Below are 24,759 nucleotides of genomic sequence, written 5' to 3' on the forward strand. Positions count from 1 at the left end.
CCATCGTTGTTAGTCTTTGTCGAATAAAGAATCGCGCACACAAAAGATTAAATGCGAAAATTAAACAAAAGCTTGAGAGCGAATCAATTGACATTGTAGTTGATTTGCGGGGAACTCCGGTCGGCGGGCAGCACCTTGGAGTGGGTTCGGCAACGGACGCATGCGCCCATTGGCCGTTGGTGGCAAGGAGTGCCCCTAAGAGCTAACATACGGCCTGGATTTACGCCTCTCGCCGCCCAGTGACCGATTCTGCCATGCCCAAGTCGACTGACATTACCTTGCGCGATCTGAGCCTGGCTCAGGAGCGAATTCAATATCGCGCCCCCATCAAATTTGGAGGCCGGGTCGTGACCGACGCGGTGCTCGTTAATGTCACCCTGCAGGTCGAGACCGTCGCCGGCCAGCGCGGCAGCGGATTTGGCTCAATGCCGATGGGAAATGTCTGGGCTTGGCCCAGCGCCAAGGTTTCGACCGAACAAAGCCTGCAGGCGATGCTGCGGTTTGTCGAGCTATTCGCGGCTGTCATTGCCAAGCAACCACTCACCGCACATCCGCTCGAGATCACCACCGGTTGGCATCCGCTGCAGTTGCAAGTGGCTGAGCAAGTGCAACGGGAACTGAACCTGGCCGAACCGCTGCCGCCACTCGCCCGGTTAGTGGCGGCCAGCCCGTTTGAAGCAGCCATTCACGATGCGTTTGGTAAAGTTCACCAACAAAATGCCTATAACTTGCTCGGTAAAGAATGGGTCGCGCACGACCTGGCTCATTACCTGACACCGGAATTCGCGGGCGAATATCTCGATCGCTATACCAGCCGCGTGCCCAAGCCAACGATGCCGCTGTATCACCTGGTCGGCGCGCTCGATCCGCTCTTCGAGAGCGACATTTCCAAACGCTTGAACGATGGTTTGGCAGAGACCTTGGGGGAGTGGATCATTCAGGACGAACTGACGCACCTGAAGATCAAGCTCAACGGCGACGATCTGGCCTGGGACGTGGAACGAGTCGTTCGCGTCGAACAGGCGGCCGTTCCCGCGCAGCAGGCGCGGGGTTGTACCCAGTGGAATTACTCCCTCGACTTCAATGAAAAATGCAGCGGCGTGGATTACCTGCTCGACTTTCTCAAGCTGGTGCGCGAGCGTACGCCGCACGCGCTCGACCGCGTGCAATACATCGAACAGCCCACGCATCGCGATTTGAAGTCGCATCCGGAAAATCGCATGCACAAGGCTGCGGCGATCAAGCCGGTGGTGATCGACGAATCGCTCATCGATCTTGAAAGCTTGCAGCTTGCGCGCGAGCAAGGCTACAGCGGCGTCGCGCTCAAGGCCTGTAAGGGGCACACCGAAGCGCTGCTGATGGGCGCAGCCGCGCAAAAATATGGCATGTTCCTCTGCGTGCAAGACCTCAGCTGTCCGGGCTATTCGTTTCTGCATTCTGCCAGCCTGGCCGCCCGCATTCCGACGATCGCGGCCATCGAAGGGAACAGCCGGCAGTATTGCCCGGCTGGCAATCAGGGGTGGAATCAAAAATTCCCCGGCATGTTCAAACTGAAGAACGGGACCGTCGCGACGGCGGAATTGACGGGCCCCGGTCTTGGCTTCTGATGGGTGCGCAGCATGAATGACGGAGCCCACCGCGCACACAAGCCGGCCTTTCCTGCCGGGCCACCGACTTGGCCACTGCTAGACGACGACGTTCGTGCGGCAATGCTGGCCTGCTACGCCAGCGGCGATTGGGGTCGCTACGAAGGTGCTCACTCGGCGGCCTTCGTGCAGGCGCTGGCCGAGAAATTTCAAACCGAACAGGCGATTCTCTGCGCGTCCGGCACGATTGCGGTGGAACTGGCACTGCGCGGTCTGAAGGTCGGTGCCGGCGATGAAGTGATTCTGGCCGGCTACGACTTTCCCGGTAATTTTCGCGCGATTGAAGCCGTCGGCGCGCGACCAGTACTGATCGACGTGGTGAAGAATGGCTGGACTATCGATTTGCAGCAGTTGGCAGCAGCAAAAGCGGCGACGACGAAGGCGGTCATCGCATCGCACCTGCACGGTCATTTGGCACCCATGCGAGCGCTGCTGGAGCAGGCTCACTCGCTAGGATTGAAGGTGCTGGAAGATGCCTGTCAGGTGCCTGGCGCGTTGATCGGTGGCCGTCCCGCGGGGAGTTGGGGCGATGTGGGAGTGCTCAGCTTCGGCGGCAGCAAGTTGCTGACAGCTGGTCGCGGAGGGGCGATTCTGACTTCGCAGGCTGACGTGGCGCAGCGAATTCGCAGCTTTACGTTTCGCGGGAACGAGGCTTATCCGCTGAGTGAATTGCAAGCGGCAGTGCTCTTGCCACAACTCGACAAGTTGGCCGCACGAACGCACACTCGCGCCGTAGCAGCAGCACGATTAATTGAAGAACTGCGCGATGTGAGCAAACTTCAAGCGGGACCGGCGAACGATCCGGCCGATCTGTCAGCGTTTTACAAAGTTGCCTGGCGTTACCAGACAGCCGAGGGGGGCGTACAGCCCGACTGCAGCAATCCGTCGCGAGATCGCCTGATCTGTGCTCTGCAAGCCGAAGGCATCGCCATCGATGCGGGCTTTCGGGGCTTTAACAAGCGCAGTGCGAATCGTTGCCGAGTGGTCGGCGAACTCTCGCAGGCGCAAGCAGCGGCCGAAGCGACGCTAGTCTTGCATCATCCCATCTTGCTCCAAAATCAAGAGCAGACGGCGCTTTTGGCAGCAACCATTCGAAAAGTAGTTACACAAGCTTGAGTGGAGGTTTTCCTGCTCAATGTCTTGTGCCGGACAACAGGCACCACGAGTCGAGGACAGGTGGGATGGTGCCTGCTTGGCAACAACGAATGATTACTTGGCCAAACGGGGCACAGCGAATTCGCGAACGTCATGCTCGGCATGAACAGCGGCTTTAGCCACCGCGCGAGTGCTGTCGCTGGGTACGGTTTCGCGTTCGGGCTGCAGTTCGCCACGAACAATGCGGACGTCATCGGGAGCTTCGATGCCGATGGTCACTCGGTTGCCAGCAACCCGGCTGACTACGACCGTGATATTGCCACCGATCACCAAACGCTCACCAACTTTGCGGCTGAGAACCAACATGACTCTTCCTCCTTGATGGGTTCGCTTCCTGCGAAGCGTGTTCCCTCGACTTAAAGCTGAGTTACAGCCCCCCGGCTGTCTGTCACATCGATGGACAGTGTAACTTGGTGGAGGTTCGATGTTGCAAAGTTTGCGCCGGTTACGAAAACTTGAGTAAAAGTTAGGCTACAAGGCCGATTTTGGTCACAAAACGGTGTAGCTGACTTCGCGAGACACCCTAGCGGCCCCATTTTGCCTTGACATGTGGAAAGTTATTGACACTCGCAGAACTTCTTGCCGCTCAAATTGAGACGCGAATCTCAAAATGGGAAATCAGCGCAGACCCTGATTGGTCAAAGTTCAGCCAGGTTGATCTCGCAGCGGTCAACTTTCCCTCGAATTGAAGCGAACTGGCGACGAAATATTGCCCTGTCAACGACCACTAGGTTGCAAGCAGCGTGCCGGCACCGTAGTGTCAGCAGTCGAAACAAATCTCTTTCGCGTGGAGCTGGAACATGCACAAGCTAACCCTCTTTTTGGCTGCAGTTCTTTCCTTTTTGGGCGCGGTTCCGCACGCCAGCTATGTCGCTTTCGCTCAGCAGCCTGCCGTCAAACCGGGCGAACAGCCCGTCGAACTGATGCAGCAAGCAGTGCGAGCGTCGCAGCGGGGAGACAGCTTGCAGGCGGTTGGCCTGTTCACCGACGTCATTAAGCAGGATCCCAAAAACGAGCTGGCCTATTACTATCGCGGTCGCGAGAACTTTCGCCTCGGCAACGTGAAGAAGTCAGTATCTGATCTGGATAAGTATGTCGAGCTCGAACCGCTGGCCGAATCTCGCCAATGGGAGCGAGGCATTTCTTATTACTACGCCGGCGAATACGACAAAGGGGCCGAGCAATTCAAGCTCTATCAGACCTATCACGATCAAGACGTCGAGAATTCCGTCTGGCGTTACCTGTGCGTGGCCGCCGTCGATGGCGTCGCCAAGGCCCAAGAGAACATGCTGCCGATCGAAGCCGATGCCCGCGTTCCCATGATGCAGATTTACGACCTCTATCGCGGCAAGCTCAAGCCCGAAGATGTCCTCAAGGCGATCGACCTCGGCAATCCCCCTGCCGAAGCCAAGAATGCCCGGCAGTTTTATGCCCACCTCTATCTAGGGCTCTGGTACCAGGCGGCCGGCAATCGCAAACTCGCCAGGGAGCACATTCTCGAAGCCGAGAAGCATAAGATTGGCCACTACATGTGGGATGTTGCCCACGTCCATGCCGACCTGCTGCGCGCCGAATCTAAAGATCAGTCCGACAAGAAGTGACCATTTCCCGAGCTGCCGGCGGCTATCGAGTCAGAATGTCACTTCGCAATGAAACCACTGCATGATTGAATTTCTGCAATCGAACTGGACTTACATTTTTGCCGCTGTCGATCTGGTGGTCGTGCTGGTGGCCTCCAGTCATGTGGTTCTTACCAAGCGCGACAACCGCGCCGCGCTCGGCTGGGTCGGCATTATCTGGTTCGCACCAATCATCGGCTCGCTGCTCTATTTTACCTTCGGCGTGAATCGGATTCGCCGCAAAGCCCAGCGCTTGCGCAAACGCGAATCCAAACGAGTTAGCCTGCAGCACGAGCAGGCAGCTGCCGAGGAACTAGCTCGCGCGCTCGAAGACGATGCCTTGCATCTCACGTCGCTCAGCGAATTCGTCCGCGGGCTGACCGATACGCCCCTCATTCCCGGCAATCGAATCGTACCGCTCCATTGCGGCGACGAAGCTTATCCGCGCATGATCGAGGCCATCGACGCCGCGGAACATTCTGTTTCGCTCTGCACCTACATCTTCGATAACGATCCTGAAGGACTGGAGTTTGTCGCTGCACTGACTCGGGCGCGCGAGCGGGGGGTTGAAGTTCGCGTGCTCATCGACGACGTCGGCACGCGTTATACCTTTCCGTCGATTAAGCATGCTCTGCGCCGCGGGAAAATCACCTTCTCCACGTTCTTGCCCACGTTTGTGCCTGGGCAATTTCACTACACCAACTTGCGCAACCATCGCAAGATCATGGTGGTCGATGGCAAGATCGGTTTCACCGGGGGGATGAACATTCGCGCGGGGCATCGGCTGGCCAGCAACACTCGTCATCCCGTCCGCGACATTCATTTCGAACTGCAGGGGCCGATCGTCGGCCAATTGCAAGAAACGTTCGTCGGCGATTGGGAGTTCTCGACCAAGGAACTGCTGGTTGGGCATCAATGGTTCCCAAAACTGCACCCCCGTGGGCCCATGCTCTGCCGCGGCATTGCCGATGGTCCCGATACCCGCCACGACAAAATTCGCTTCACACTCTTAGGCGCGATCGGCTGCGCCCGCCGGTCCCTCACGATCATCACTCCCTACTTTCTGCCCGATACTGCCCTGATTACGGCGCTCAATGTTGCCGCGATGCGCGGCGTGAACGTAACCATCGTCCTGCCGGCAAAAGGAAATCTCGCGCTCGTCCAGTGGGCCACCACCGCCCAGCTATGGCAGGTTTTGCAGCGCGGCTGTCGCGTCTTTCTCACCAAGATGCCCTTCGATCACACCAAAATCGTCACCGTCGACGATGCCTGGTCGTTCATCGGTTCCGCCAACTGGGACCCTCGCAGCCTGCGTTTGAATTTTGAATTCAACGTCGAATGCTACGATCTCGACTTCACCGCGCTCATGAACGAAACCATCCGCGCGCGCCTCTCTACCGCGCAGCAGATCACGCTCCGCGACGTTGACTCCCGCCCCCTCTTTATCCGCATTCGCGACGGCATCGCCCGCCTTGCCACGCCCTACCTGTAGTGCTGCTGGCCCGCACCTCACCCCCTTCCTCCCTTCGCTCCACGCCACCGCCCCTGCGGCGGTGGTTCATTGGCTTGTGCACTAGAGATGCTGAGAACTATCCGAAAATGTTCTCAAAATATGCTTGCGAGGTGAGCAGCAGGGCCTTAATGTTGCGAGTAGTTGCGCAGGATGTTATGCGCAGTTAGTGAGAACGCCAGGCCGGGGTCGGGAGGTTTTTCGGGCTCGGGAGTGGTTGTTTGGGCCGAGAGAGGTCGGCCCGAAAATCCTCCGGAACCCAATGGGGTGGAACCATCGCGCGAGCAGGGCGATCTCGCGGAATTGCGCTTGTGGGTCAGGACAATGTTTCGGGTCGGCGCTGGGCGGCTGAAGGCAACGTCTGCGCGCCCGAAAATTGCCCCGACCCGGTTTGGGGTCGGGAGGTTTTTCGGGCTCGGGAGTGGTTGCTTGGGCCGAGAGAGGTTGGCCCGAAAATCCTCCGGAACCCAATGGGGTGGAATCATCGCGAGATGAGAGCGATCTAGCGAAGCTGCGATTGTGGGTCAGGACAATGTTTCGGGTCGGCGCTGGGCGGCTGAAGGCAACGTCAGTGCGCCCGAAAATTGCCCCGACCCGGTTTGGGATTGTTGTTTTTTCATTTCGAAAGGAGCCGTTATGTCTCGCAGACCACGCATCAGTGCCCAGGATATTGAGATCTTCAAATTGGTTCGCGTCGAAGGGCGCAAGCAGAAGGACGTGGCGATCAGGTTTCAGCTGACGCCGAGCTCGATCTGCAAAATCGTGCAGAAGATGGAGCAATGGCAAGGCTCGCTGGTGCCGCACATCACGCGAAAGACGGCGGAGTTTCGCGAGCTGAGCCGCGAGCAGCGGTTGTACAACTGCGTGCGATTGCGGCGGCGACAGCTGCAAATGATGTACGAAGATTCGATGGAGGCGTGGCGCGAATCGCGCAAGCCGCTGATCTCGGCCAAGGTGGTGAAACGGAACGGCGTCGTCGAACGCGAGGAATCGTGGAGCCGGCAGTGCCGCGGCAATCCACGGATGCTGCGCGAGGCCCGCGAGATCAGCCGCGAGTTGGCCGAACTCGACGGGCTCAAGCGCGACGGCACGGTGGACCTCAGCTGCGAGGGTCGACTGTTCGAGCCCGCCGCGCTGACGAAGGAAGAAATGATCGCCGAGCTGCGCGCGGAGGTGGACCTGTCGCTGCGGGAACTGGCGAAGTGGGAGCGGGCGGGGAAAGAGGGGGAGAGTGGGAGTGCGGGAGAGGGGGAGAAGGAAGAAGAGAATAAGTCAGAAGGTAGAAGTCAGAATGCAGAAGTGAAGACGGAGGAAGAATTCTGGAAATTGAAAATGGAAAGTTTTGGGTGTCAGGAGGAAGTGATTGTGGCGGAAGTCGTGGAAGAGTCAGTAGATAAGAGCGTAGCGAGTCATGTCGAAACAATTGAAGATTCCGGAAATTTCCAGACGTCAATTCCCGCTCCTGTTCCTGTCTCCCCCTCTCCCTCACTCCCACTCTCCCCCTCTTCTTCTGCGCCCAAGCTAGAGATTCCGCAGAACCTGACCGCAGAGGGGAGGAGCCGGTTAGCGCAGCAGTTGTCGCTGTCGTACAAGTTGCAGCATGCTCCGGAACTGCTCGAGCTGCACGAGCGGCCCGCGGAACTTCCAGTGCCGTCGCAGGGCGCGCCAACGCAGCCCGTGAAGAAGAGCAAGCTGCACGTCAACCAGCACGGCCGCATCTTTCGCGACGTGGGTGGCTACCTCATGCCGATTCCAGGCATGTGGGTCGAGCCCGAGAAACCGTGGAAGCGGGAGGAACGGGAGGAACGGGAGGAACGGGAGGAACGGGAGGAACGGGAGGAACGGGAGAAGGCGGAGCGAGAGAAGGCGGAGCGAGAGAGGGGGAGAGAGGGAGAGTGGGAGCTAAGGAAAGGTCGTGCACAGTGCGGCCCCTCTCCCCGGAGTACCGAGGCGAGGGAGTGAGGAAGGAGAACGATCTCGCGGAGTTGCGTTAGTGGGTCAGGACAATGTTTCGGGCCAGCGGTTGGCGGCTGAAGGTAACGTCAGCGAGCCCGAAAATTGCCCCGACCCCTTCACTGGCCAGAGTACCGAGGCGAGGGAGGGAGGAGTAGTAACCTCTTCATCGCTTTGACCCTTCAACGCTTCAGCCCTTTCTCCCTGCAACCCTCCGGCTTGGCGCGGTTGTGAGGGGAATAACGAGGCGGGTCGGGGGACGAATTCTGCGGAAGCTAGGAGTTTTCGCGGGGGCAAAGTATACTGAAAGGCTGCAAGAAGCTGAGGTCCAAAGTGCAAGGAAGCGGAGGGATTGTGGGCGGCAGGCTCGTCGCAGGTTGATGGCGCAATTTATGAAACTGAACTCGATTTCTGGCGTGTGGGCGAAACCGGTCCTGGTTTCCTGGTCGCAAGCTGTCGCGCTGGGCGTGGCAGTGATGGCGCTGGGAATGTGGTGTGCCGTGGGACAGGCTCAATCGCGCCGCCTGGCACCGGGAGTGATGACGACCATTACCCCGGCTCCGCAAGAACACGAAATGTATGACGGGCCGCGGCCTTTGACGGAAATTCCCGTGACGATTCCGGGCCTGGATTATAAGCCCCATCTGCGGCCGAAGAGTGCCACCGTATTTGAGCAAGCCAAGGCGAGTACGCTGCGGCGCACGATCTGGAATCTGGAATTCTCGTTCAAGCCGATGCGGCTGGTCGAAGCTGAAATTCCACAAGCCAATGGCAAGTTGCAGCGGAAGCTGATTTGGTACATGGTTTATCGCGTGCGGAACCTGGGTGGCCACTGGAAGGCGATTCCCAAAGAGGAAGACTTTCGCGGCAATAAGCACATTACGTATTCCAAGGAACTGGTCAACGAGATTAGTGTGTTCGGCAAAGAGACTCAGGATTTGCGGTTCTTTCCGCACTTCATTTTGGAGTCGGTCGAGTTCAACAAGGAATATCTCGACCGGGTGATTCCGGCCGCGCTAGCTCCGATTAAGGCGCGCGAGTTTCCGGGCGATCCGAATGCTAAGCTGTTCGATTCGCAAGCGATTACCGAAGTGCCGATTCCGGTGAGCACCCCCGAAGCTGACAAGAGCGTGTGGGGCGTGGTGACTTGGGAAGATGTCGATCCGCGGATCGACTACTTCAGCGTGTTTGTGCAGGGACTGACGAATGCCTATCGCTATGAAGATCCACCGGGGGCATTCAAGAGTGGCGATAAGCCCGGGACGGGACGGCGGTTGATGCACAAGACGCTGCGGCTGAACTTCTGGCGGCCTGGCGATGCGGTGAACGAAACCGAAGAGGAAATTCGATACGGCATGCGGATCGATTCGGACGCAGCCGAGCAGGCGAGGATTTTCAAGCTGTTTGGAACGACAGAACGCCTTGATTACGAGTGGGTGTATCGCTAAACTCTAGGATTCTGCGAGGTTCTAGCGCTAGCATGGCGAACATGCGGGGCATTGATGCCCGGGGCGCTGTTAGCCGATACATCACATTTGCCAGTCGCCGGATGGCCAACAAGCTCCCCCTGGGTGGAGCGGCTTTCGGGGCCGGGCTCGATCGACGTAAAGGGTTACTGTCATGGCACATAAGAAGGGTCAGGGTTCCACCAGCAACGGCCGCGACTCGAATGGTCAGCGGCGTGGTGTGAAGAAGTTTGGTGGCGAAAAGGTCATCGCCGGGAACATTCTGGTCCGCCAATTGGGGACGGTGTTCCGCGCTGGTCGCAATGTCGGCCAGGGTAAGGACTACACGCTGTTCGCTTTGGTCGACGGGGTGGTGAAGTTCGATCAAGACAGCCGTCGCATCAATGTTGACGTGGCTGCCAACTAGTTCAAACGTGGCCAGTTTCCCACGATGAGTTTCGCTCATTGGGTGTGGGAAGGTTGCTTGCCCGGATCGAAGCTGACAGGATGAAGGCTCACGCGCTTTCGAGGCTCGTGGGCCTTTGCTATTTTACGAATGAGTTTTTTGCGCAGTGGTTCGTGCCGGAAGGTTAGAGTCGTGCAGTCATGTTTGTCGATCGCGTTCAAATTGAGGTTCAGGCCGGCAAGGGTGGCAATGGGTGCATGAGCTTTCGCCGGGAGAAGTACGTACCCAACGGCGGCCCCGATGGTGGTGACGGCGGCAAAGGGGGCAGCGTGATTATTGTCGCGCGGAATGGTGTGAATAACCTTGCGGGCTTCTCGCACCAAAAGTTCTGGAAGGCGAACTCCGGCAATCACGGCAGCGGAGCGAACAAGTCGGGTAAAGATGGCCACGACCTGACGCTCGAAGTTCCCGTCGGCACCTTGATTGTCGATTGCAAGAACGACTTCGTGCTGCGCGACATGATGAACGAAGGCGATACCATCGTCGTCGCCCGCGGCGGTGAAGCAGGCAAGGGAAACACGCGGTTCAAGACTTCGACCAATCGGGCCCCGCGCGATCATACGCCCGGCGGCGAAGGAGAGAAGCGAGAGCTGATTCTCGAACTAAAGGTGATCGCCGACGTCGGCATCATCGGCAAGCCCAACGCGGGCAAGAGCACGCTGCTGAGTCGCTTGACCAAAGCGCGGCCGCAGATTGCCGACTATCCGTTCACCACGAAGTATCCGAACTTGGGCATGGTGCAGGTCGATCGCGACCGCCACTTCGTGCTGGCCGATATTCCGGGTTTGATCGAAGGGGCCAGTCACGGCGCGGGACTGGGGCACGAGTTCTTAAGGCATGTCGAACGAGCCGGGATCTTGGTTCACCTCGTCGAACCAGAGCCAGCCGACCAGACCGATCCGCTGACGAACTATCACGCGATTCGCGAAGAGCTCTCGCTGTATGACAAAGACCTGGGGCTGCGGCAAGAGATTGTCGCTGTGACTAAGGCCGAGTTGCCCAGCGCCGCGGAAGTGCGGCAGCAGTTGCAGGAGTCGATTGGTTCGCCAGTGCTGCTGATTTCGGCAGTCACGGGGGAAGGGCTGAATCACCTGATGCAGGCTGTCACCACTGCCTTGGATGCAAAGGTCGTCGCATGAGTGCGGCGCAGCTGATCGCCGTCGATATTGGCAACAGCTTCGCCAAGCTCGGGTGGTTTGCTAAAGACGCGGTTGCTGCGAACGAGCTACCGCTGCCAACACAGGTCATCGACTTTCGGACTGACATAGGTCCCGGCGATGAACTGCTGGAGATGTTGCCGCGCGAGGCAGTTCGCTGGCGGGTCTCGAGTGTGAATCGAGCCGGGCAACAACGGCTGAGCCAGTGGGTGCAGCAGCATCGGCCGGCCGATGACTATCGCCTGCTCACGCGGCACGACCTACCCCTTGATGTGCAGGTCGATGAGCCACTGAAAGTCGGGCTCGATCGACTGGCCGCAGCCGTCGCGGCCAATGTGCTGCGAACTGCCCAGACGCCAGCGATTGTGATTGGAGCCGGGACCGCGGTGACGGTGAACCTGCTGAGCGCCGAAGGGGTCTTCCTGGGTGGGACGATTCTCGCTGGTTTTCGCATGTCGGCCGAAGCACTCTTTGGCGGTGCCGAGCAGTTGCCACTGACGACGTTTCATCCGAACGAAGAACCACCCGAAGTCGTTGGCAAGAATACCGAAGCGGCCATTCGCAGCGGACTCTTCTGGGGCGCTGTGGGGGCCGTGCGCGAGATCGTCACGCGGATCAAAGCGGACCTTGCGACTGAGCCCGAGTTGTTCATCACCGGAGGCGACTTGCGCAGGCTTTCGCCACTCGTCGATGAGCGGGCGCGGTACCTGCCGCACATGGTGTTGAGCGGAATCGCGGTAGCAAGTCGAAGCTGAAGTTAGTTCGCTTCGCCGAGTAACTCGGTCCGGCGCTCGTGGGCCGCGCGGAGGTTGCTGCTGATGATGGCGTCGAGTTGGGCGGCTTCTTCGGCGGGGCGATCGGGGCGACCGAACTTGGCGTGAATCGAGCGGGCAACGCCTTGGAACTTCTCGCTCTGCTTGAACTCGCTCAACGAGAAGAGCAGGACGAACATCACGAGGAGCAGCGTCATCAGGTCGCTATAGGTGATGAGCCAATCGGGCGTGCGGTCGGTCGGCTCGGTGGTGATTGAGTTGAGGCCGAGCATCAGGCGGTCCCTCGTTCCAACTGAGCACGTGCGGCAGGAGGCAGATAAACCTTCAGACGCTGGGCAATGAGTCGCGGATGCTCACCGGCTTGAATCGCCAGAATGCCGCGCACAATGATCTCGCGAGTCAGCATTTCTTGCCGGCTATAAAAGGCCAGCTTCTCGGCCATTGGCAACAGCGAAGCGGTCGAGAGAACTGCGCCATAGAGAGTCGTGATCAGAGCCACCGCCATGCCGCCGGCAATACTCGATGGATCACTGATGTTGCCCAGCATCACGATCAGTCCGAGCAGGGTGCCGATGAGCCCGAAGGCGGGTGCCGAGCGGCCAAGCTGGTCGAGCATTCCTTTGCCTTCGCGATGGCGACGAGCCATGCTGTCGATCTCGCTCCGCAGCACTTCTTCCAGCATCTCGGGGCGCGTGCCATCGACGGCCAACTCGACACCCAAGCGAACGAACGGATGCTCTCCTTCTTCCGCCCGATGTTCGAGCGCGAGGAGCCCATCGCGCCGCGCGATCTCGGCCAGGCGAACGAGCCGTTGCACGAGTGAACTCGTGTCCGTGACCTGCGGAAACAGCAGTCGGTAGAGCACCGCGGGCAAGCGGGCAACGGTACTGATTGGAAAACAAATCAAGAGGGCCGCGAGCATGCCGCCGCAAACAGTCGTGATCGCTGCGGAGTCATAGAACGCGTTCGGCGAGCCGCCGCTGAGGACGACAGACACGCCGATCATCGTCAATGCGAGTGTCAGGCCAAGTAATGTGGCGAGGTCCATCAGGCCGACTCCTGCTTCTCAAGAGTTGCCTGCTTCGCCGCGGCCCGCACGGCCGGTGGCGAAGGAAGGAGGAATTTCGTCTGTTGATAGCGAACCGCGCGCAGCATCACTTCGTCCATCGGCTCGCGCACGATCATCCGTTCGCCCGAGGTGAGCGTGACGAAGGTATCGGGACGCGATTCGATGTAGCGAATGAGTTCCGCGTTGAGGATGAACTCTTCGCCATCGAGACGTGTGAGCCTGATCATGACAATGCCATTTCCATTCAGTTCATTACTCTCCGGTCGCTAACGCTTCCGGCTCAGGGACTAGCGCCGCAGGTTGAGCAATTCGTCGAGCAACTGCTGGGCAGTCGTGATGACTCGCGCGTTACCACGATATTGGGTCGTGGCGAGTACGAGGTCGATCAGGTTCTTGCCGATGTCGGTATTCGACAGTTCAACTGCACCGGCAATGATCTTGCCTGTGCCGTCGTTGCCGGGGTTCCCTTCGATGGGGAGACCCGAGTTGACCCCTTGGCCGAAGAGGTTTTGTCCCTTCTGTTCGAGGCCTGTGGGGTTCGCAAAACGGGCGAGGCGAATCTGCCCCAGGTCGCGGGTCACACCGCTGCTGAACACACCGCGGATCGTGCCGTCTTCGCCGATGATGTAGCTGCTTAGCGTACCGGCGGCCGAACCGTCTTGCCGGGCAGCAGCAAGCGAACTCTTGGCTTGAGCCAGGCCCGAGACCGAAGTGAAGTCGAGTTGAAACTCAAGTGGATCGGACGAAGGAATATTACGCCGCTGGACGGTGACACGGTCATTGGTGGCACTGACAAAACTTCCCTTACCATCAAAAGTAATGAGTCCCGTACCGACCGCAATTTCGGAACCCGTCAACGGGCTGTTGTTTGCTGCGTCGGCATACCAACGATAAACAGTGGCCGAGTCAGTCACCGATTCGAGCACCGAAGTAACTCGAATGCTGAGCGGAATGCCGAGCGTGTCGTAGACGATAAAGTCGGTCACGGCACTTTGGCCCTTGGCATCTTGGATTTTGCCAAATCCCAAGTTGGGCGTAATCACCTCGCCGGTGGGGGTCGTGATCTTGAAGCTCGAGATATCGATCTCGATGGCGTTGTCGACGCCGTTGTTCGAGACGAGGCGAAGTTGTCCATCGTTAAATACGATGCCAGCAGACAGGGCGGTATTCTCACCGGGAATATTGTTGAGCGAACCGGGAATGGGATGCTGCGGATCGTCGAGCGAGGTCTGAATGCCAACGGCATTCTGCATGAAATCGACGAGGTCTTGCACCGTTGAAGTCGCAGTGATCTCGAACGACTTCGACTCAAGCGAACGACCACCCTTGCGAGCTGAGAACTCTAGTGTGCCCAGCTCAAACATCGGTTCGTAGTTGAGCCCATCACGTTTAATGACGTTCGTAAGCAGCGTGTTGCTGTCGACGCGCGGTCCGTTGAAATCGACTTCTTTATTCGTGACAACATTCAGATCCGAAATCGCGGCATCGGTTCGATTGTCGGTGAACTCTTCGCCGGGGGCCACTTCGCCCACCAGATAAAAGCGGCTCGTATCGGTCGACAGATTGCGATAAATGCGAATAGTATCGTAAGCTGGAAAACCGCCGCCCGGTGGTGGCACTGGTGGCGTGGGCAGGTTCGATAACTGTACGCGGCCATTCACAATGTTCTGTGGGCCTACCAGCAGCGACGGTCGGCTTTCTTCTTCACCCGCGCGGTAGTACGTGACCACATAGCTGTAGTTGCCGTTGATGGTCGTATCGTCAACGGGCGTCGAAGAGAGTGCTACCGAATTGTCGTCAACATAGTTGCTTCCCGCTGCGACGGTATCGAGTTCGAAGAAGTTCGATCCACCGGCAGCCGTGCGATAGATCTTGACCTGCGAATAATTTCCGCTGGCAGCTGGCAACGAGCCCAGGTCGATGGTGTTGTTCGCGAGACCGTCACCGACTGGGATGGTGTAGCTGATTTCGGTCGAAGCCGTAGTTTCCGTACCACTATCGTTGACATAAGCAAAGCGATAGCGATAGGTCGCACCCTCAGCATGGGTGCCGGCACCTTCGGTTGTGGTGCGAGTCACGCCGCTGGCATTGGGAATTGGGGCCACGCCCAGAAGGGCACCGGTTACATCCGGCCGGGGAATGGCAGTATCGCCCAGCGTAGCGCTCTGGATCACACCGGCCGTATCGGCGATGTCACCCGACGGCGAGAGCACCCCTTCGAGAAACACGTTTTGAGTCGCCTGGGCGACCGCAGCCGAACCCAGCGGAATCGTGATCGGCGTGAGGGTTGTCGTTTGAATATCGAACTGGTCGTCGACACCAAACCCCAGCACGCGGTTGCCGGTGGTCGTGACCAACTCGTTGTCGGAGTTCGTTTTGAACTGTCCGTTGCGCGTATATAGCTGCTCTCCCTGCGAGCCTTCGACAATGAAGAAACCATCGCCTTGAATCGCCAGATCCGAAGTGTTGGCACTGACTTCGATTGTGCCTTGCGTGAAGTCGGGTGTAATTTCCGACACGCGCACACCGAGGCCCGTTTGCCGTGGATTCGTACCACCCGAGCCTTGCGTGGGCGATGAACCCAAGCTTTGCGTTTGCAAGAACTGCGTGGCGAATACCGACGTCGAAGCTTTGAAGCCAACCGTCTGCGAGTTCGCCAGGTTGTTACCGACCACGTCGACTTGCGTTTCCGCGGCAGTCATACCCGTGAGTGCGGTGGTGAGTGCTGATGCTAGACCCATGACGAAATCCTCCGGTCCGGAAGGTAAGTAATCTGATTGGAAAGTTAGTTCCTCAGCTGCATTCAGGCGGGGACAGCGGCGAGCTGAGGTGCGCGCGCTGCCTGCGGCGATCGTTAGTCGGCGGGCAGAATTTCGCGAACGTTGCGCAAGTCGATGTTCTTCCCGTCGACATGCACGCGATATGTCCGCTTATCGGGATTGTCTTCATCCACGTCGATCGTGACACGTTCTACGATCCCTTCGACATTCTCCTGATCATCGGAGAGCGCTTGAATCTTGCGGCCGATTAGTGCACTCGCTGTGCTTAGGCTTTGGCCGGTCTGCACGCTTTCGAGCGATGTCGATAGCTTGTCGGTCGCCGCGATTTCTCGGATGCTGCCGATCTGCTGCACCAGTTGCGTATTGTCCATTGGATTGAGCGGATCTTGATTCGTGAGTTCCGCGATCATGATCTGCAGGAACTCGTTGATGTCGAGATCCTTAATATCCTTGGGCTTCTTCTTGTCGGTAGCGCTTGCAGCATCAGTCGCGGCGCTGGTGCCGATTCCATCGATGGCCATAGTCGAGCTTCCTTGCTGATTGATTTATCTCGCCCGTCGTGGGCTGGTGTGGTTTGGTTGTTCTCAAACAATGACGTTGAGTTGGCGATCTTGCCAGCCGGTTGCTGGTGTCGTTGTTGTTGTGATCTCGGCAGCAGTTGTTCGTGGCACGGTTGCTGGTCTCGGAGTTTGCGGCTGACCTTGCTCGCGACCATGCGAGCGATCGGGCATCCCTTCCGGCGGGCGACCATCGGGTTGCCGCTGCGAAAGTTCAACATCGAATCGTTCGAGTCGCAGGCCTTGCTCCGCCAGACGTTCGCGCAGGGCCGGCAAGTTTTCGATCAGCACGGCGCGTGCTTCGGGCGTCTCCGCCTCGACTCGCGCGAAGAGTCCTTCATTGTGCATCGTCACTTCGACCCGCAGGGCACCGAGTTCCGGTGGACTGAGTCGCAAGCGAATCTCGCCACCGCGCTCATTGGCCGATTCAAAAGCTTTGGCAACTCGCTGCAAGAACCGGGCTGCATCGACATGCACGGGAACTGCTTCCGCGGCTCCTGTTCCCGCTGTTCTCACCAGCGCGTGCGCGGGAAGTCGTTGAATGGCCGCCTGGGTAACTGCCAGATTGTTGGATTGAATGCCGGGGGAATTGACCCGTTCGGTTTGAGCAGCAACTGTCGCTTCTGGAACTGACGTTGGCGCGGCTAGAGCCGGTGCAGATGTCTCTGGGTTGACCGCCGCAGGAAAATCGCTCGTAGTCTCCGGAATCGCCACTTCGTCATTTGCAGCATGCACTGGAACTGCTTCGAGCAGTTTGTTGAACGACCTCTCCTTCGGCTCATCCTCGGTTGGTCGGTCGTTGGTCGCTGGTTCGACTGCGGTGGAATTCTGTTCGGCAACTTGCGTGGCACGCTCATCCGCAGTCGTTGCCGTCGTGCTCTTCTTGCCCACAGTTGGCTTTTGGTCGTTCTCTCGCTTCTCCGCAGCCTTAGGCTGATTCTTATCGACGAGAGCCGATGGTAGAACGCCGATGCCCTGCTCGGGCTGAGTGGTAGGGACTTCAGGAAGTGGAACCTCTTCAGCAACTGCTACTTCTGCCGCGGCAATCGTCAGCTGCTCAACGTCCCTCGCGGGAACAGTTATGTCGGTCGTGGGAGTTCCCTTGGGATGAGCAGAGTCGGTAGCAATCTCTGCTGTGGCGATCGTTGACTTCTCAATTGCCTCTTTATCCGCGGCATCGACAGGTTCAACGGCGACCGCACTAACCACTTCAGGCGCTCCCTTCAGCGGTTCAACAGGCTGTTGTGTCGAATGAAGATTCGAAACCGCGATCAGCGACTCAGCCGCAAGGTCGCGATCTGCAGGCTCTTCGTTAGTCGGTGCGATGTCATCTTTGGTTGCTAACTCGTCGGTAGCTTCTTCAGCAGTTCGGCAGATGGCCCCAGATTCGCAGTGTGCCTCTTCAGAAACCGGTTCAGCCTCATTCGAATGATCGGCCGCTTGAGCGCTATTGTCTTCGGTGCTCTCCGCCGGCTGATCGCCCGGCTTGTTCGAGGCTGCAGGCACCGGGGTCACTGATGGGGCGGAGTGGAGCGCGCGATTAAATCCCGCCGCTGAGTCGTCGCGCGCCGGGGCAACCACCGCAAACAAGTCGGTTGCCGTCGTCAGCGCCGTCGAATCAGTCCCGCGGATGTTCATGGCTGGCCTTGCTTCTTGGGGTTCAGCTGCTGCTGCAGTTGTTTGCGTGTATCGCGTAACAACTCGCTCTCCGGCGTGCCGAGGCGAATCTCGCGCAGGATTTCGCTCAGTTTCTCGGTCTCTTCCGGCAGCTTGAATTCGGCGAGGATCTTCTTCCGCTTGTCGAGCGGCATATTCTTCAGCAGATTAACAACGTCGTGCAGCGGCTGATCGTCGGCCGAGCGCGGCGGCGTATTCAAAATCTGCAGGATCTGTTCCTTCGCCTGTTTGGGCTGCATGGCTTCGATCGTTTGTTGCAGTTCGACAATTGCCTGATCGGATCGGCCGCTCTCGAGCGTTGCGATGCGATTGTCGAACGACTGCTTCCATAGATCGAGCCGTTGCCGCTCGGTCTTGATTTGTGATTCGAGGTTCCGCAAATCTTGCAGAGACTTGTCGAGCGCACTTTCCCGCAAATCCAAATCGAGACTCGCGAGTGCGCGGCGCTCAATCACGGCAGCGAGCGACGGCTGTTCCGGATTCTTACCGTCCTGCGCTTTTTCCGCAGCGGTTTTGCCTTCGAGCGGAATGCCATACAGCGCAGCCATTAACGACAGCGAACGATCGCCACTAAGCGCGCCTTTCATCCACAGCATGCCGCCAAGGACTGCGAGCGAGATAACTGTGGCTACGCAAAACGCGATGAAGGCAGCACCAATCCAGCCGACAATTTTCATTTCGAGCCCTCCCGTTGACGGAAGGCACGCACCAGGGCGATTTCATCGAGCTCGCGTTGTTCGAGAGCGAGTGAGGCCAGTTCGTGTTCGGTATAGCGCCGCTCTTGCAATTTCTCCAGCACCCGTACATCGCGATCGGCTTCGACGAGAGCGCTCTGCCGCTTAGCAATCTCTGCCGCAACTTGCTGCTGTTGCTGCGCAAGCTGGATGCCTTGTGCTTTGAGGACGAGCGAGTGACGATGGGCATTGAGCAACCCATCGACGCTCACGCCTTGCTGCGCAGCCGTATGTCGCAGCATCATTTGCCGAGTCTGTTCCTGGTTCTCAATAGCCTCAGCCGCCAATTTGGCCTGTTGCTCGCGCAATACTTCCGCGGCGCGCAACGCGCGGCCCAGTTCGGTGCGGCGTTCATCGCGCGCGGCAATTCGCAAGCGGAGAACAGTCTGCAGTCGGAAGCGGAAGGCTTGCATGAGTTATCAGCCGACGGGCTGGCCTCCTTTGCGAAGGTTCGCGGCAGCGACAGGCTGCGCGACGCCGACGGCCGGTTTGCGTGAAGCAAGACACTTCTGTGCAAGCTGGATCAAGGCCGTTCGCGCGAGTTCAACGCTCGAGCGGTCTTCTACGGTCTGGCGTAAGTACTTCTGCAACTCGTCGCGCATGGCGATCGCCATATCGACCGTCGGATTCGCGCCACTACGATAGGCACCGATAGAGATCAGGTCTTCGTGATCGCGATAGGCAGAAAGCAACTCGCGGATGGTTTGCGAGGCCGCGCGTTGTTCGGGCGGCACGATGTCGGTGAACAGCCGGCTGATGCTGCCAAGCACATCGATAGCCGGAAAATGAGCCTGCGCGGCCAACTTGCGCGAGAGGATCACGTGGCCATCGAGAAGTCCGCGAACCGTATCGCTTACCGGTTCGTTCGTATCGTCTCCTTCCACAAGCACCGAATAGAAGGCCGTAATGCTTCCTTTGTCGTTGCGTCCCGCCCGCTCGACGAGTCGCGGCAGCATCGCAAATACCGACGGGGGATAACCGCGCGTGGTCGGCGGTTCACCCGCAGCCAGGCCAATCTCACGCTGGGCCATCGCAAACCGCGTAAGTGAATCCATAATGAGCAGCACGCTCTTGCCCTGATCGCGAAAGTACTCAGCAACGGCTGTGGCTGTCATTGCCGCCTGCACGCGGACGAGAGCTGGCTCGTCACTGGTGGCGACGATGACCACGCTCCGCTTCAGCCCTTCGGGTCCGAGATCGCGCTCGAGGAACTCGTTGACTTCGCGGCCACGTTCGCCAATCAGGGCAATGACGTTTACATCGGCCGACGTATAACGCGACATCATTCCCAGCAGGACGCTCTTTCCCACGCCCGAGCCGGCAAAAATGCCCAGCCGTTGTCCGATGCCGCAGGTGAGCAGGCCATCGATCACGCGCACGCCGGTCGAGAGCGGGGCATGAACGCGCGGACGTTGCAATGCGGGTGGCGGTTTGCGCCCGAGTGGCACACGTTCGGTGAGCATCGGCCGAGGGAGATCGTCGAGCCAGTTGCCTTGGGCATCAATAACGCGACCTAGCAACTCGTCGCCGACTCCAATCATCCGTGAGGTGCGATGCAGCGTGACTCGGCTACCCGGTCGCACTCCGTTCATTTCGCCCAGGGGATACAACAGCGTGTAGCCATCGCGAAACCCGATTACCTCCGCCTCGACATCGCTGGCCGCTTGCCGCTGAATCTTGGCCAGAGCGCCCACAGGAGCTGGGAAGCCTCCTGCGGCTGCGACCAAACCTTCAGTGCGCACGATGCTGCCGGTCAGGCCGACGGGCAGAATCTGTTCGAGTTGTGACAAGTGATCGGACATGTTTAGTTGCTGCTGCCTAGCTCTTGAGCGATGCGATCAAGTTGGGTTTCGATGCGCTGGTCGACATTGCCGAACTCGGTATCGATGCGGCAGCCACCGGAAGTGATCTGGGGATCGCTGACGACTTGGACTTGACCCAGACGGGCCAGATGTTGCGAAATCTTCAGCACGCGATCGCCGAGTGCGGCGTGATCGGCGGGGTTCAAACGAACCGTAATGTGTTCGTGCCCCACGGCAAGTTCCAGCCCTTCTTTCACCAGATCGAGCGTGATCTCGGGCTGCTGGGCAAGCTGGCGACGAATCACCCGCGATGCGATGCCCAGCGAAAGCTTGAGCGCGTGTTGTTCCCAATGCCGCTGCCAAGCCTGCCGCGATTGTTGAATCTGCTGCACTGCGTTCTGCAATGTCGGAGTCAACGTTTGCAGTTGCTGGTCGATGCGTGTTTTCAGCGTGGCTTCGGCCGCGGCAATCGCGGCGCGCTTGCCATCTTCCATGGCCTGGGCTTTGACCTTGGCAGCTTCGTCGCGAGCTTGCTTGATAATCGCAGCTGCTTCCACCTGTACTTTTTGTAGGTAGGCGTTACCCATGTCGCCGAATTGAAACGGCTGAGCAAGTCCGTTCATGTCGCCGGATTGCGAAGTCGCTGCTTTGATGATGCCAGCCATAGCGAAACCAGTTGTTAAGATTGCAAACTCAAGTGCTGCTTGGCAGCGGGAAGAAACGGCAGTTGAATCAAACGTTGTTCATGCAGATCGACGGCCAACTGAGCGAGTTGCCGCTGAGCGTCGTCGACATCACGCAAACGTAACGCGCCGGGATGGTTCAAACGCTGGCGCAGCGCAACAGCCGCAGCTGTCGGCAGTTGTCGCAAGATCCGTTGTACGAGTTTGTCTTCGGCACCCGTCAGGGCGAGCAAGATCAACTGCGGATCGGCAGCCGCGAAGATCTTTTTTAACGTCTCATCGTTTAGCTTGCTCAATTGCGAGAAAGTGATCGTCGGTTCCGTAGCGGATCGCACCGGTTGCGCATGCAAACTATCCAGGTCGCGGTGCCGCGGTTGAGGGTTCTCCAAAGTCGCACTTCGTGAGTACGAGGCATCGAGATAGCCAAGTTGACGCACCAGCGCGTGATCGCGACTGGCCAAGTGCCCGAGCATCTTCGTGCGATGTTGATCGTTCAAGGCGGAGAGCACAGCGCTCGCGCCGGCAAGTCCTTGGGGGCGTCGTTCAGCTTCCATTCGCGGAACTAACTGCTGACGAATCTCGTCGGCCAAATCGGCGAGCACCTCGTCTGTTAACTGATACAGTCGAGCCATCCGTGCCAGCGATTCGGTGCTCAGTTCGTTTGGCAAACGTTCGAGCACGCGGGCTGCCTGATCGGGATCGAGATTGGCGAGCACGACGGCGACCGTTTGGGGATGTTCGTGACGCAAAAAATCGGCGAGCAATCCTGGGGAAGCTTCGCGAAGGAAATAAAAGGGCTGCAGATGGGTGGTCGAGCCGGAATCGGCTGGCAACGCTTGATTTGCGGCGGGGCTAAGATCGAGTTCAACCCCTGTGTCGTTGATCGCTGGTGCAATCTGTGGCAAGCGACCACCATTGCGCAGGAACTCGGCGATCACCTCTTGCTGAGCTTCAGCAGAAACGCCGTCGAGTTGCAGCATTGCATCGCGGACACGCGCAGCATGCTCTTCGGGCATTTGATCGAGCAACGCATCGGCCGCGCGCAAGTCGAGCGAATTGATCAACACCGCTGCTTTTTGCAGAGTGGTGAGGGCTGTCGGCAGTAAGGGTTTGTGGTTCAAGGTTCAGGTTCGAAATGGGTGGTTGAGAGTCGAGAACGTTTGTTTCTCTGCCTATGCTGCTTCGCCAATCCAGGTTCGCAGGATATTCGCAGCTGCATCTGGGTCTTCCTTCACCAGTACTTGCAACTCTTCCTTCAGGTTGCCTCCAGAAGGATTGAAACGCTTCAATCGCGGCGACGTAGTGGGCCCGTTACTAGCCTCCACGTCGTCTAGGTCATCTGCGCCACCATCGTGTTGATTTGCCGCTGCCGTTGCCGCTCCACCCGCGACTTCCGGCCCCGAAACTGCTTTTGAGTTCAGCATGCTCCGCATCATCATCAGGCTCATCAATCCGATGACGAGCATCGCTAATGTTCGCCAGTTATCACCGAGCCAGCCCAATGCATTGTCTGCCACGCTCGGCGGTACGATCGGGGCGGCGGCCAGATCCGTGAAGGTCGAAACCGTAATGTGGGGATAAGGGTTCGTCCCTTGCGCGACGGGAGGTAGGAGGTTGCGAACAGTCTCTTCGATTCGCTTGCGAGTTTCGTTCTCGATATTGGCGAGCGACACGGCATCTGGCTCAGCAGGTGCTTGACCGACAGACCGACGTTCTTTCCACACTTTCACGTAATAACTCGCCGGAATCTCGATCGAGGCTGTTACTTGGGCAGGAGCAAGTGGAACTTTCGTGATGAGTGTTTGTTCGTGACCGGGCAGGTTGCGGGTCTCCGAGCGAGACTCCGTCGTTTGCGATTGGCCGCCGCCACCGGCGGCATTCACGGCGATGGGACGGTTTCCACCTACTCCATTCGACTCGGCGCCAGGGCGACCACCGATGCTGGGCTGGGTCGCGGTCATTTCGCGGCTCGACTCCTGCGATTGCACGGTGATGGGTTTCGGGTCGAGCTTGATGAGGGAGGTGTTATGTGCCAACTCGGGATTTAGTTCCACATTTACCCCGACAATCACACCGGGAATCATCGCGAGTTGATCATAGATTTTCCGCTGCCATTCGCGCTCGAACTTCGACTTATGCGACGCGTAAATGCTGTCGTCTTCGCTAAAGCCGCCAGCGGACGATGGACCACCGTAGGTGTGATGGCTGGCAATATCGGTGATCGTCACATTTTGGCGATCAAGCCCGACATAGGCAGACGACACGACATTGCGAATTGCTTTGACTTGTTCTTCGCTCAAAGGACTGCCAAGTGTTTGCACGGCAACCATCGCGGTCTTCTTTTTCTGCCGCGAGAGTCCACCTTGCTGCTCCTCGTCGAATTGCACTGTGGCCGATTCAATTCCTCGCATTCGCGAGATAATCAGGGCAAGTTCTTTTTGCTTGGCATTCGATCGTCGCATCTCCAGCGAGCGCGTGGAGGAGAACGGATTGTCGGAATCGGTGGCCTTGGTCATGTGCAGGGAAAAGTCAGCGGGCAACGCATCCGATTCAGCCATCGCGCCGAGATAACGCTGCTTCTGCCCACGTGGGATGCGAATCTGATTGCCGCTGACCACACTTTGACCGAGACCCGCTTTGGCGAAGGCAGCTTCGATGGCGGTGAGTTCAGCGCCGGAAAAAGCTCGGCCATCCAGCAGGTATTCATCACCGCCGCCAACCTCGTACTGAAACAAATAGACCAGGCTTACCACGATCACGGCCAGCAGCAGGCCGGCGGCCACCCGCGTGCCCGGTGTCATCGACCGAAAAACATCGGTCAGCTGAGCGTAAAGTTTGTTGACGAAGTCCATGTTGAGCATCCTGCTTACTTACGTGTGTGCCTGCTTCCTGCCTGCGACATCTGCGACCTAAATCCGAATGTTATTGACCTCCTGCCAGGCACTCACGAGTTTGTTGCGAATCTGCAACATCAGGCGGAACGACATATCGGCCTTTTGCAGCGAAGTGAGAACCTCGGCGGGATTCACCTCGCCACCAGTGACGAGTTGCTGCACCGCCTGATCGGCCTCTTGCTGCATGTTGTTCACTTGATCGAGGGCCTCCAGCAGCATGTTCTTGAACGGCTGCTGCGTTCCTTCGGTCCCGCCCAGCTCGCCGGGCTGCAACCGCAGCGCATCGAGTTGGGGCTGTCCGCCGAGCTTGGCAATGTTCAATTGCGAAGCTGGAAACGAGCTAGTGGCCGAGATGGGATTCATAACCGACTCGCAAGTCAGAGAGTACTAAAGGGAACGCGTTAACCAAGAATCCGCAGCGTTTGTTGACTCATGTTCTTCGTGATTTCCAGTACACCGAGGTTGGCTTCATAAGCTCGCGAAGCCACGAGCGCGTCCACCATCTCGGTTTGCATGTTGATCTTGGGATAAGCGACATAGCCCCGCTTCGGGCCGTCCTTAATCGCGTACGGATGATCGGGCTGCCAACGATAGTTCGGCTCGACATTCTCCGTTTCGACCGAAGAGACTTTCACGCCCTGTGCGCCGTACGGAGTCGCGTTGCTCGGATCGACTTGAAACATGACGTAGCGACCTTGATAGGGCTGCATCTCGCCATCGGGACCGCGCGTCTGCGAGTTCAGATTCGCCAGATTGCTGGAGACCGCATCCATCCTCATTCTCTGAGCGACGAGTGCACTGGTGCTAATGTCCATTGCGCTAATCATGGCTGGCCCTCT

The 24,759-nt window shown here is 58.4% G+C and carries 24 protein-coding genes; 9 read left to right on the top strand and 15 right to left on the bottom strand.

Annotated elements, in window-relative coordinates:
• Positions 1-254: 254 nt before the first annotated feature.
• Entirely contained in the window at positions 255-1,607 is a 1,353-nt protein-coding gene (locus ETAA8_RS09745) for a mandelate racemase/muconate lactonizing enzyme family protein (RefSeq protein WP_145087832.1), read from the top strand.
• A 12-nt stretch (positions 1,608-1,619) separates the two neighbouring features.
• A complete protein-coding gene (locus ETAA8_RS09750) occupies positions 1,620-2,762 on the top strand; it encodes a DegT/DnrJ/EryC1/StrS family aminotransferase (protein WP_145087833.1) in 1,143 nt (380 codons plus the stop codon).
• 93 nt (positions 2,763-2,855) lie between these two features.
• On the opposite strand, the gene ETAA8_RS09755 is transcribed toward ETAA8_RS09750, so the two are convergent.
• On the bottom strand, positions 2,856-3,107 hold the full coding sequence (locus tag ETAA8_RS09755; protein ID WP_145087834.1) for a carbon storage regulator: 252 nt from the start codon (positions 3,105-3,107) through the stop codon (positions 2,856-2,858).
• A 494-nt stretch (positions 3,108-3,601) separates the two neighbouring features.
• Between ETAA8_RS09755 and ETAA8_RS09760 the strand changes: the two genes are divergently transcribed.
• The 7 genes from ETAA8_RS09760 to ETAA8_RS09790 all read left to right on the top strand — a co-directional run bounded on the left by ETAA8_RS09760 (position 3,602) and on the right by ETAA8_RS09790 (position 11,706).
• Positions 3,602-4,402 (top strand): hypothetical protein, encoded by an 801-nt coding sequence (locus ETAA8_RS09760; protein WP_145087835.1) that lies wholly within the window; start codon positions 3,602-3,604, stop codon positions 4,400-4,402.
• A 61-nt stretch (positions 4,403-4,463) separates the two neighbouring features.
• Positions 4,464-5,912: a cardiolipin synthase gene (cls, locus tag ETAA8_RS09765; RefSeq protein WP_145087836.1), complete on the top strand. Its 1,449-nt coding sequence runs from the start codon at positions 4,464-4,466 to the stop codon at positions 5,910-5,912.
• A 654-nt stretch (positions 5,913-6,566) separates the two neighbouring features.
• The gene (locus tag ETAA8_RS34525) at positions 6,567-7,892 is read left to right on the top strand and encodes a hypothetical protein (RefSeq protein ID WP_202921713.1); all 1,326 of its coding nucleotides are present in this window, start codon (positions 6,567-6,569) and stop codon (positions 7,890-7,892) included.
• A gap of 383 nt (positions 7,893-8,275) precedes the next feature.
• Positions 8,276-9,331, top strand: a complete 1,056-nt coding sequence (locus tag ETAA8_RS09775; RefSeq protein ID WP_145087838.1) for a hypothetical protein — start codon at positions 8,276-8,278, stop codon at positions 9,329-9,331.
• Positions 9,332-9,503: 172 nt separating this feature from the next.
• Entirely contained in the window at positions 9,504-9,755 is a 252-nt protein-coding gene (gene rpmA, locus ETAA8_RS09780) for a 50S ribosomal protein L27 (RefSeq protein ID WP_145087839.1), read from the top strand.
• A 179-nt stretch (positions 9,756-9,934) separates the two neighbouring features.
• The gene (obgE, locus tag ETAA8_RS09785; RefSeq protein ID WP_145087840.1) at positions 9,935-10,933 is read left to right on the top strand and encodes a GTPase ObgE; all 999 of its coding nucleotides are present in this window, start codon (positions 9,935-9,937) and stop codon (positions 10,931-10,933) included.
• Positions 10,930-11,706, top strand: a complete 777-nt coding sequence (locus ETAA8_RS09790) for a type III pantothenate kinase (protein ID WP_145087841.1) — start codon at positions 10,930-10,932, stop codon at positions 11,704-11,706. The genes obgE and ETAA8_RS09790 overlap by 4 nt, the downstream gene beginning before the upstream one ends.
• 2 nt (positions 11,707-11,708) lie before the next feature.
• On the opposite strand, the gene ETAA8_RS09795 is transcribed toward ETAA8_RS09790, so the two are convergent.
• The 14 genes from ETAA8_RS09795 to flgC form a co-directional block, all read right to left on the bottom strand.
• A complete protein-coding gene (locus ETAA8_RS09795) occupies positions 11,709-11,996 on the bottom strand; it encodes a flagellar motor protein MotB (protein ID WP_145087842.1) in 288 nt (95 codons plus the stop codon).
• Positions 11,996-12,772: a motility protein A gene (locus ETAA8_RS09800; protein ID WP_145087843.1), complete on the bottom strand. Its 777-nt coding sequence runs from the start codon at positions 12,770-12,772 to the stop codon at positions 11,996-11,998. Before ETAA8_RS09800 ends, ETAA8_RS09795 begins: the two co-directional genes overlap by 1 nt.
• A complete protein-coding gene (locus ETAA8_RS09805) occupies positions 12,772-13,020 on the bottom strand; it encodes a flagellar FlbD family protein (protein ID WP_145087844.1) in 249 nt (82 codons plus the stop codon). Before ETAA8_RS09805 ends, ETAA8_RS09800 begins: the two co-directional genes overlap by 1 nt.
• A gap of 60 nt (positions 13,021-13,080) precedes the next feature.
• A complete protein-coding gene (locus ETAA8_RS09810) occupies positions 13,081-15,534 on the bottom strand; it encodes a flagellar hook-basal body complex protein (protein ID WP_145087845.1) in 2,454 nt (817 codons plus the stop codon).
• Between the two features lie 113 nt (positions 15,535-15,647).
• Entirely contained in the window at positions 15,648-16,094 is a 447-nt protein-coding gene (locus ETAA8_RS09815; protein ID WP_145087846.1) for a flagellar hook assembly protein FlgD, read from the bottom strand.
• A 63-nt stretch (positions 16,095-16,157) separates the two neighbouring features.
• Positions 16,158-17,768 (bottom strand): flagellar hook-length control protein FliK, encoded by a 1,611-nt coding sequence (locus ETAA8_RS09820; protein ID WP_145087847.1) that lies wholly within the window; start codon positions 17,766-17,768, stop codon positions 16,158-16,160.
• On the bottom strand, positions 17,765-18,484 hold the full coding sequence (locus ETAA8_RS09825; protein WP_145087848.1) for a hypothetical protein: 720 nt from the start codon (positions 18,482-18,484) through the stop codon (positions 17,765-17,767). The genes ETAA8_RS09820 and ETAA8_RS09825 overlap by 4 nt, the downstream gene beginning before the upstream one ends.
• Positions 18,481-18,954, bottom strand: a complete 474-nt coding sequence (fliJ, locus tag ETAA8_RS09830; protein WP_145087849.1) for a flagellar export protein FliJ — start codon at positions 18,952-18,954, stop codon at positions 18,481-18,483. Before fliJ ends, ETAA8_RS09825 begins: the two co-directional genes overlap by 4 nt.
• A gap of 6 nt (positions 18,955-18,960) precedes the next feature.
• Positions 18,961-20,343, bottom strand: a complete 1,383-nt coding sequence (locus ETAA8_RS09835) for a FliI/YscN family ATPase (protein ID WP_145087850.1) — start codon at positions 20,341-20,343, stop codon at positions 18,961-18,963.
• 2 nt (positions 20,344-20,345) lie between these two features.
• Positions 20,346-21,008 (bottom strand): FliH/SctL family protein, encoded by a 663-nt coding sequence (locus ETAA8_RS09840; RefSeq protein WP_145087851.1) that lies wholly within the window; start codon positions 21,006-21,008, stop codon positions 20,346-20,348.
• 14 nt (positions 21,009-21,022) lie between these two features.
• Positions 21,023-22,147: a FliG C-terminal domain-containing protein gene (locus tag ETAA8_RS09845; protein ID WP_145087852.1), complete on the bottom strand. Its 1,125-nt coding sequence runs from the start codon at positions 22,145-22,147 to the stop codon at positions 21,023-21,025.
• Positions 22,148-22,198: 51 nt separating this feature from the next.
• A complete protein-coding gene (locus ETAA8_RS09850; protein ID WP_202921714.1) occupies positions 22,199-23,878 on the bottom strand; it encodes a hypothetical protein in 1,680 nt (559 codons plus the stop codon).
• A 57-nt stretch (positions 23,879-23,935) separates the two neighbouring features.
• Positions 23,936-24,283, bottom strand: coding sequence for a flagellar hook-basal body complex protein FliE (fliE, locus tag ETAA8_RS09855; RefSeq protein ID WP_145087854.1), 348 nt, complete (start codon positions 24,281-24,283; stop codon positions 23,936-23,938).
• A gap of 38 nt (positions 24,284-24,321) precedes the next feature.
• Complete coding sequence (gene flgC / locus ETAA8_RS09860) at positions 24,322-24,747, bottom strand: flagellar basal body rod protein FlgC (RefSeq protein WP_145087855.1); 426 nt, start codon at positions 24,745-24,747, stop codon at positions 24,322-24,324.
• Positions 24,748-24,759 lie beyond the last annotated feature (12 nt).

This window comes from Anatilimnocola aggregata (assembly GCF_007747655.1).
Lineage (GTDB): Bacteria > Planctomycetota > Planctomycetia > Pirellulales > Pirellulaceae > Anatilimnocola > Anatilimnocola aggregata.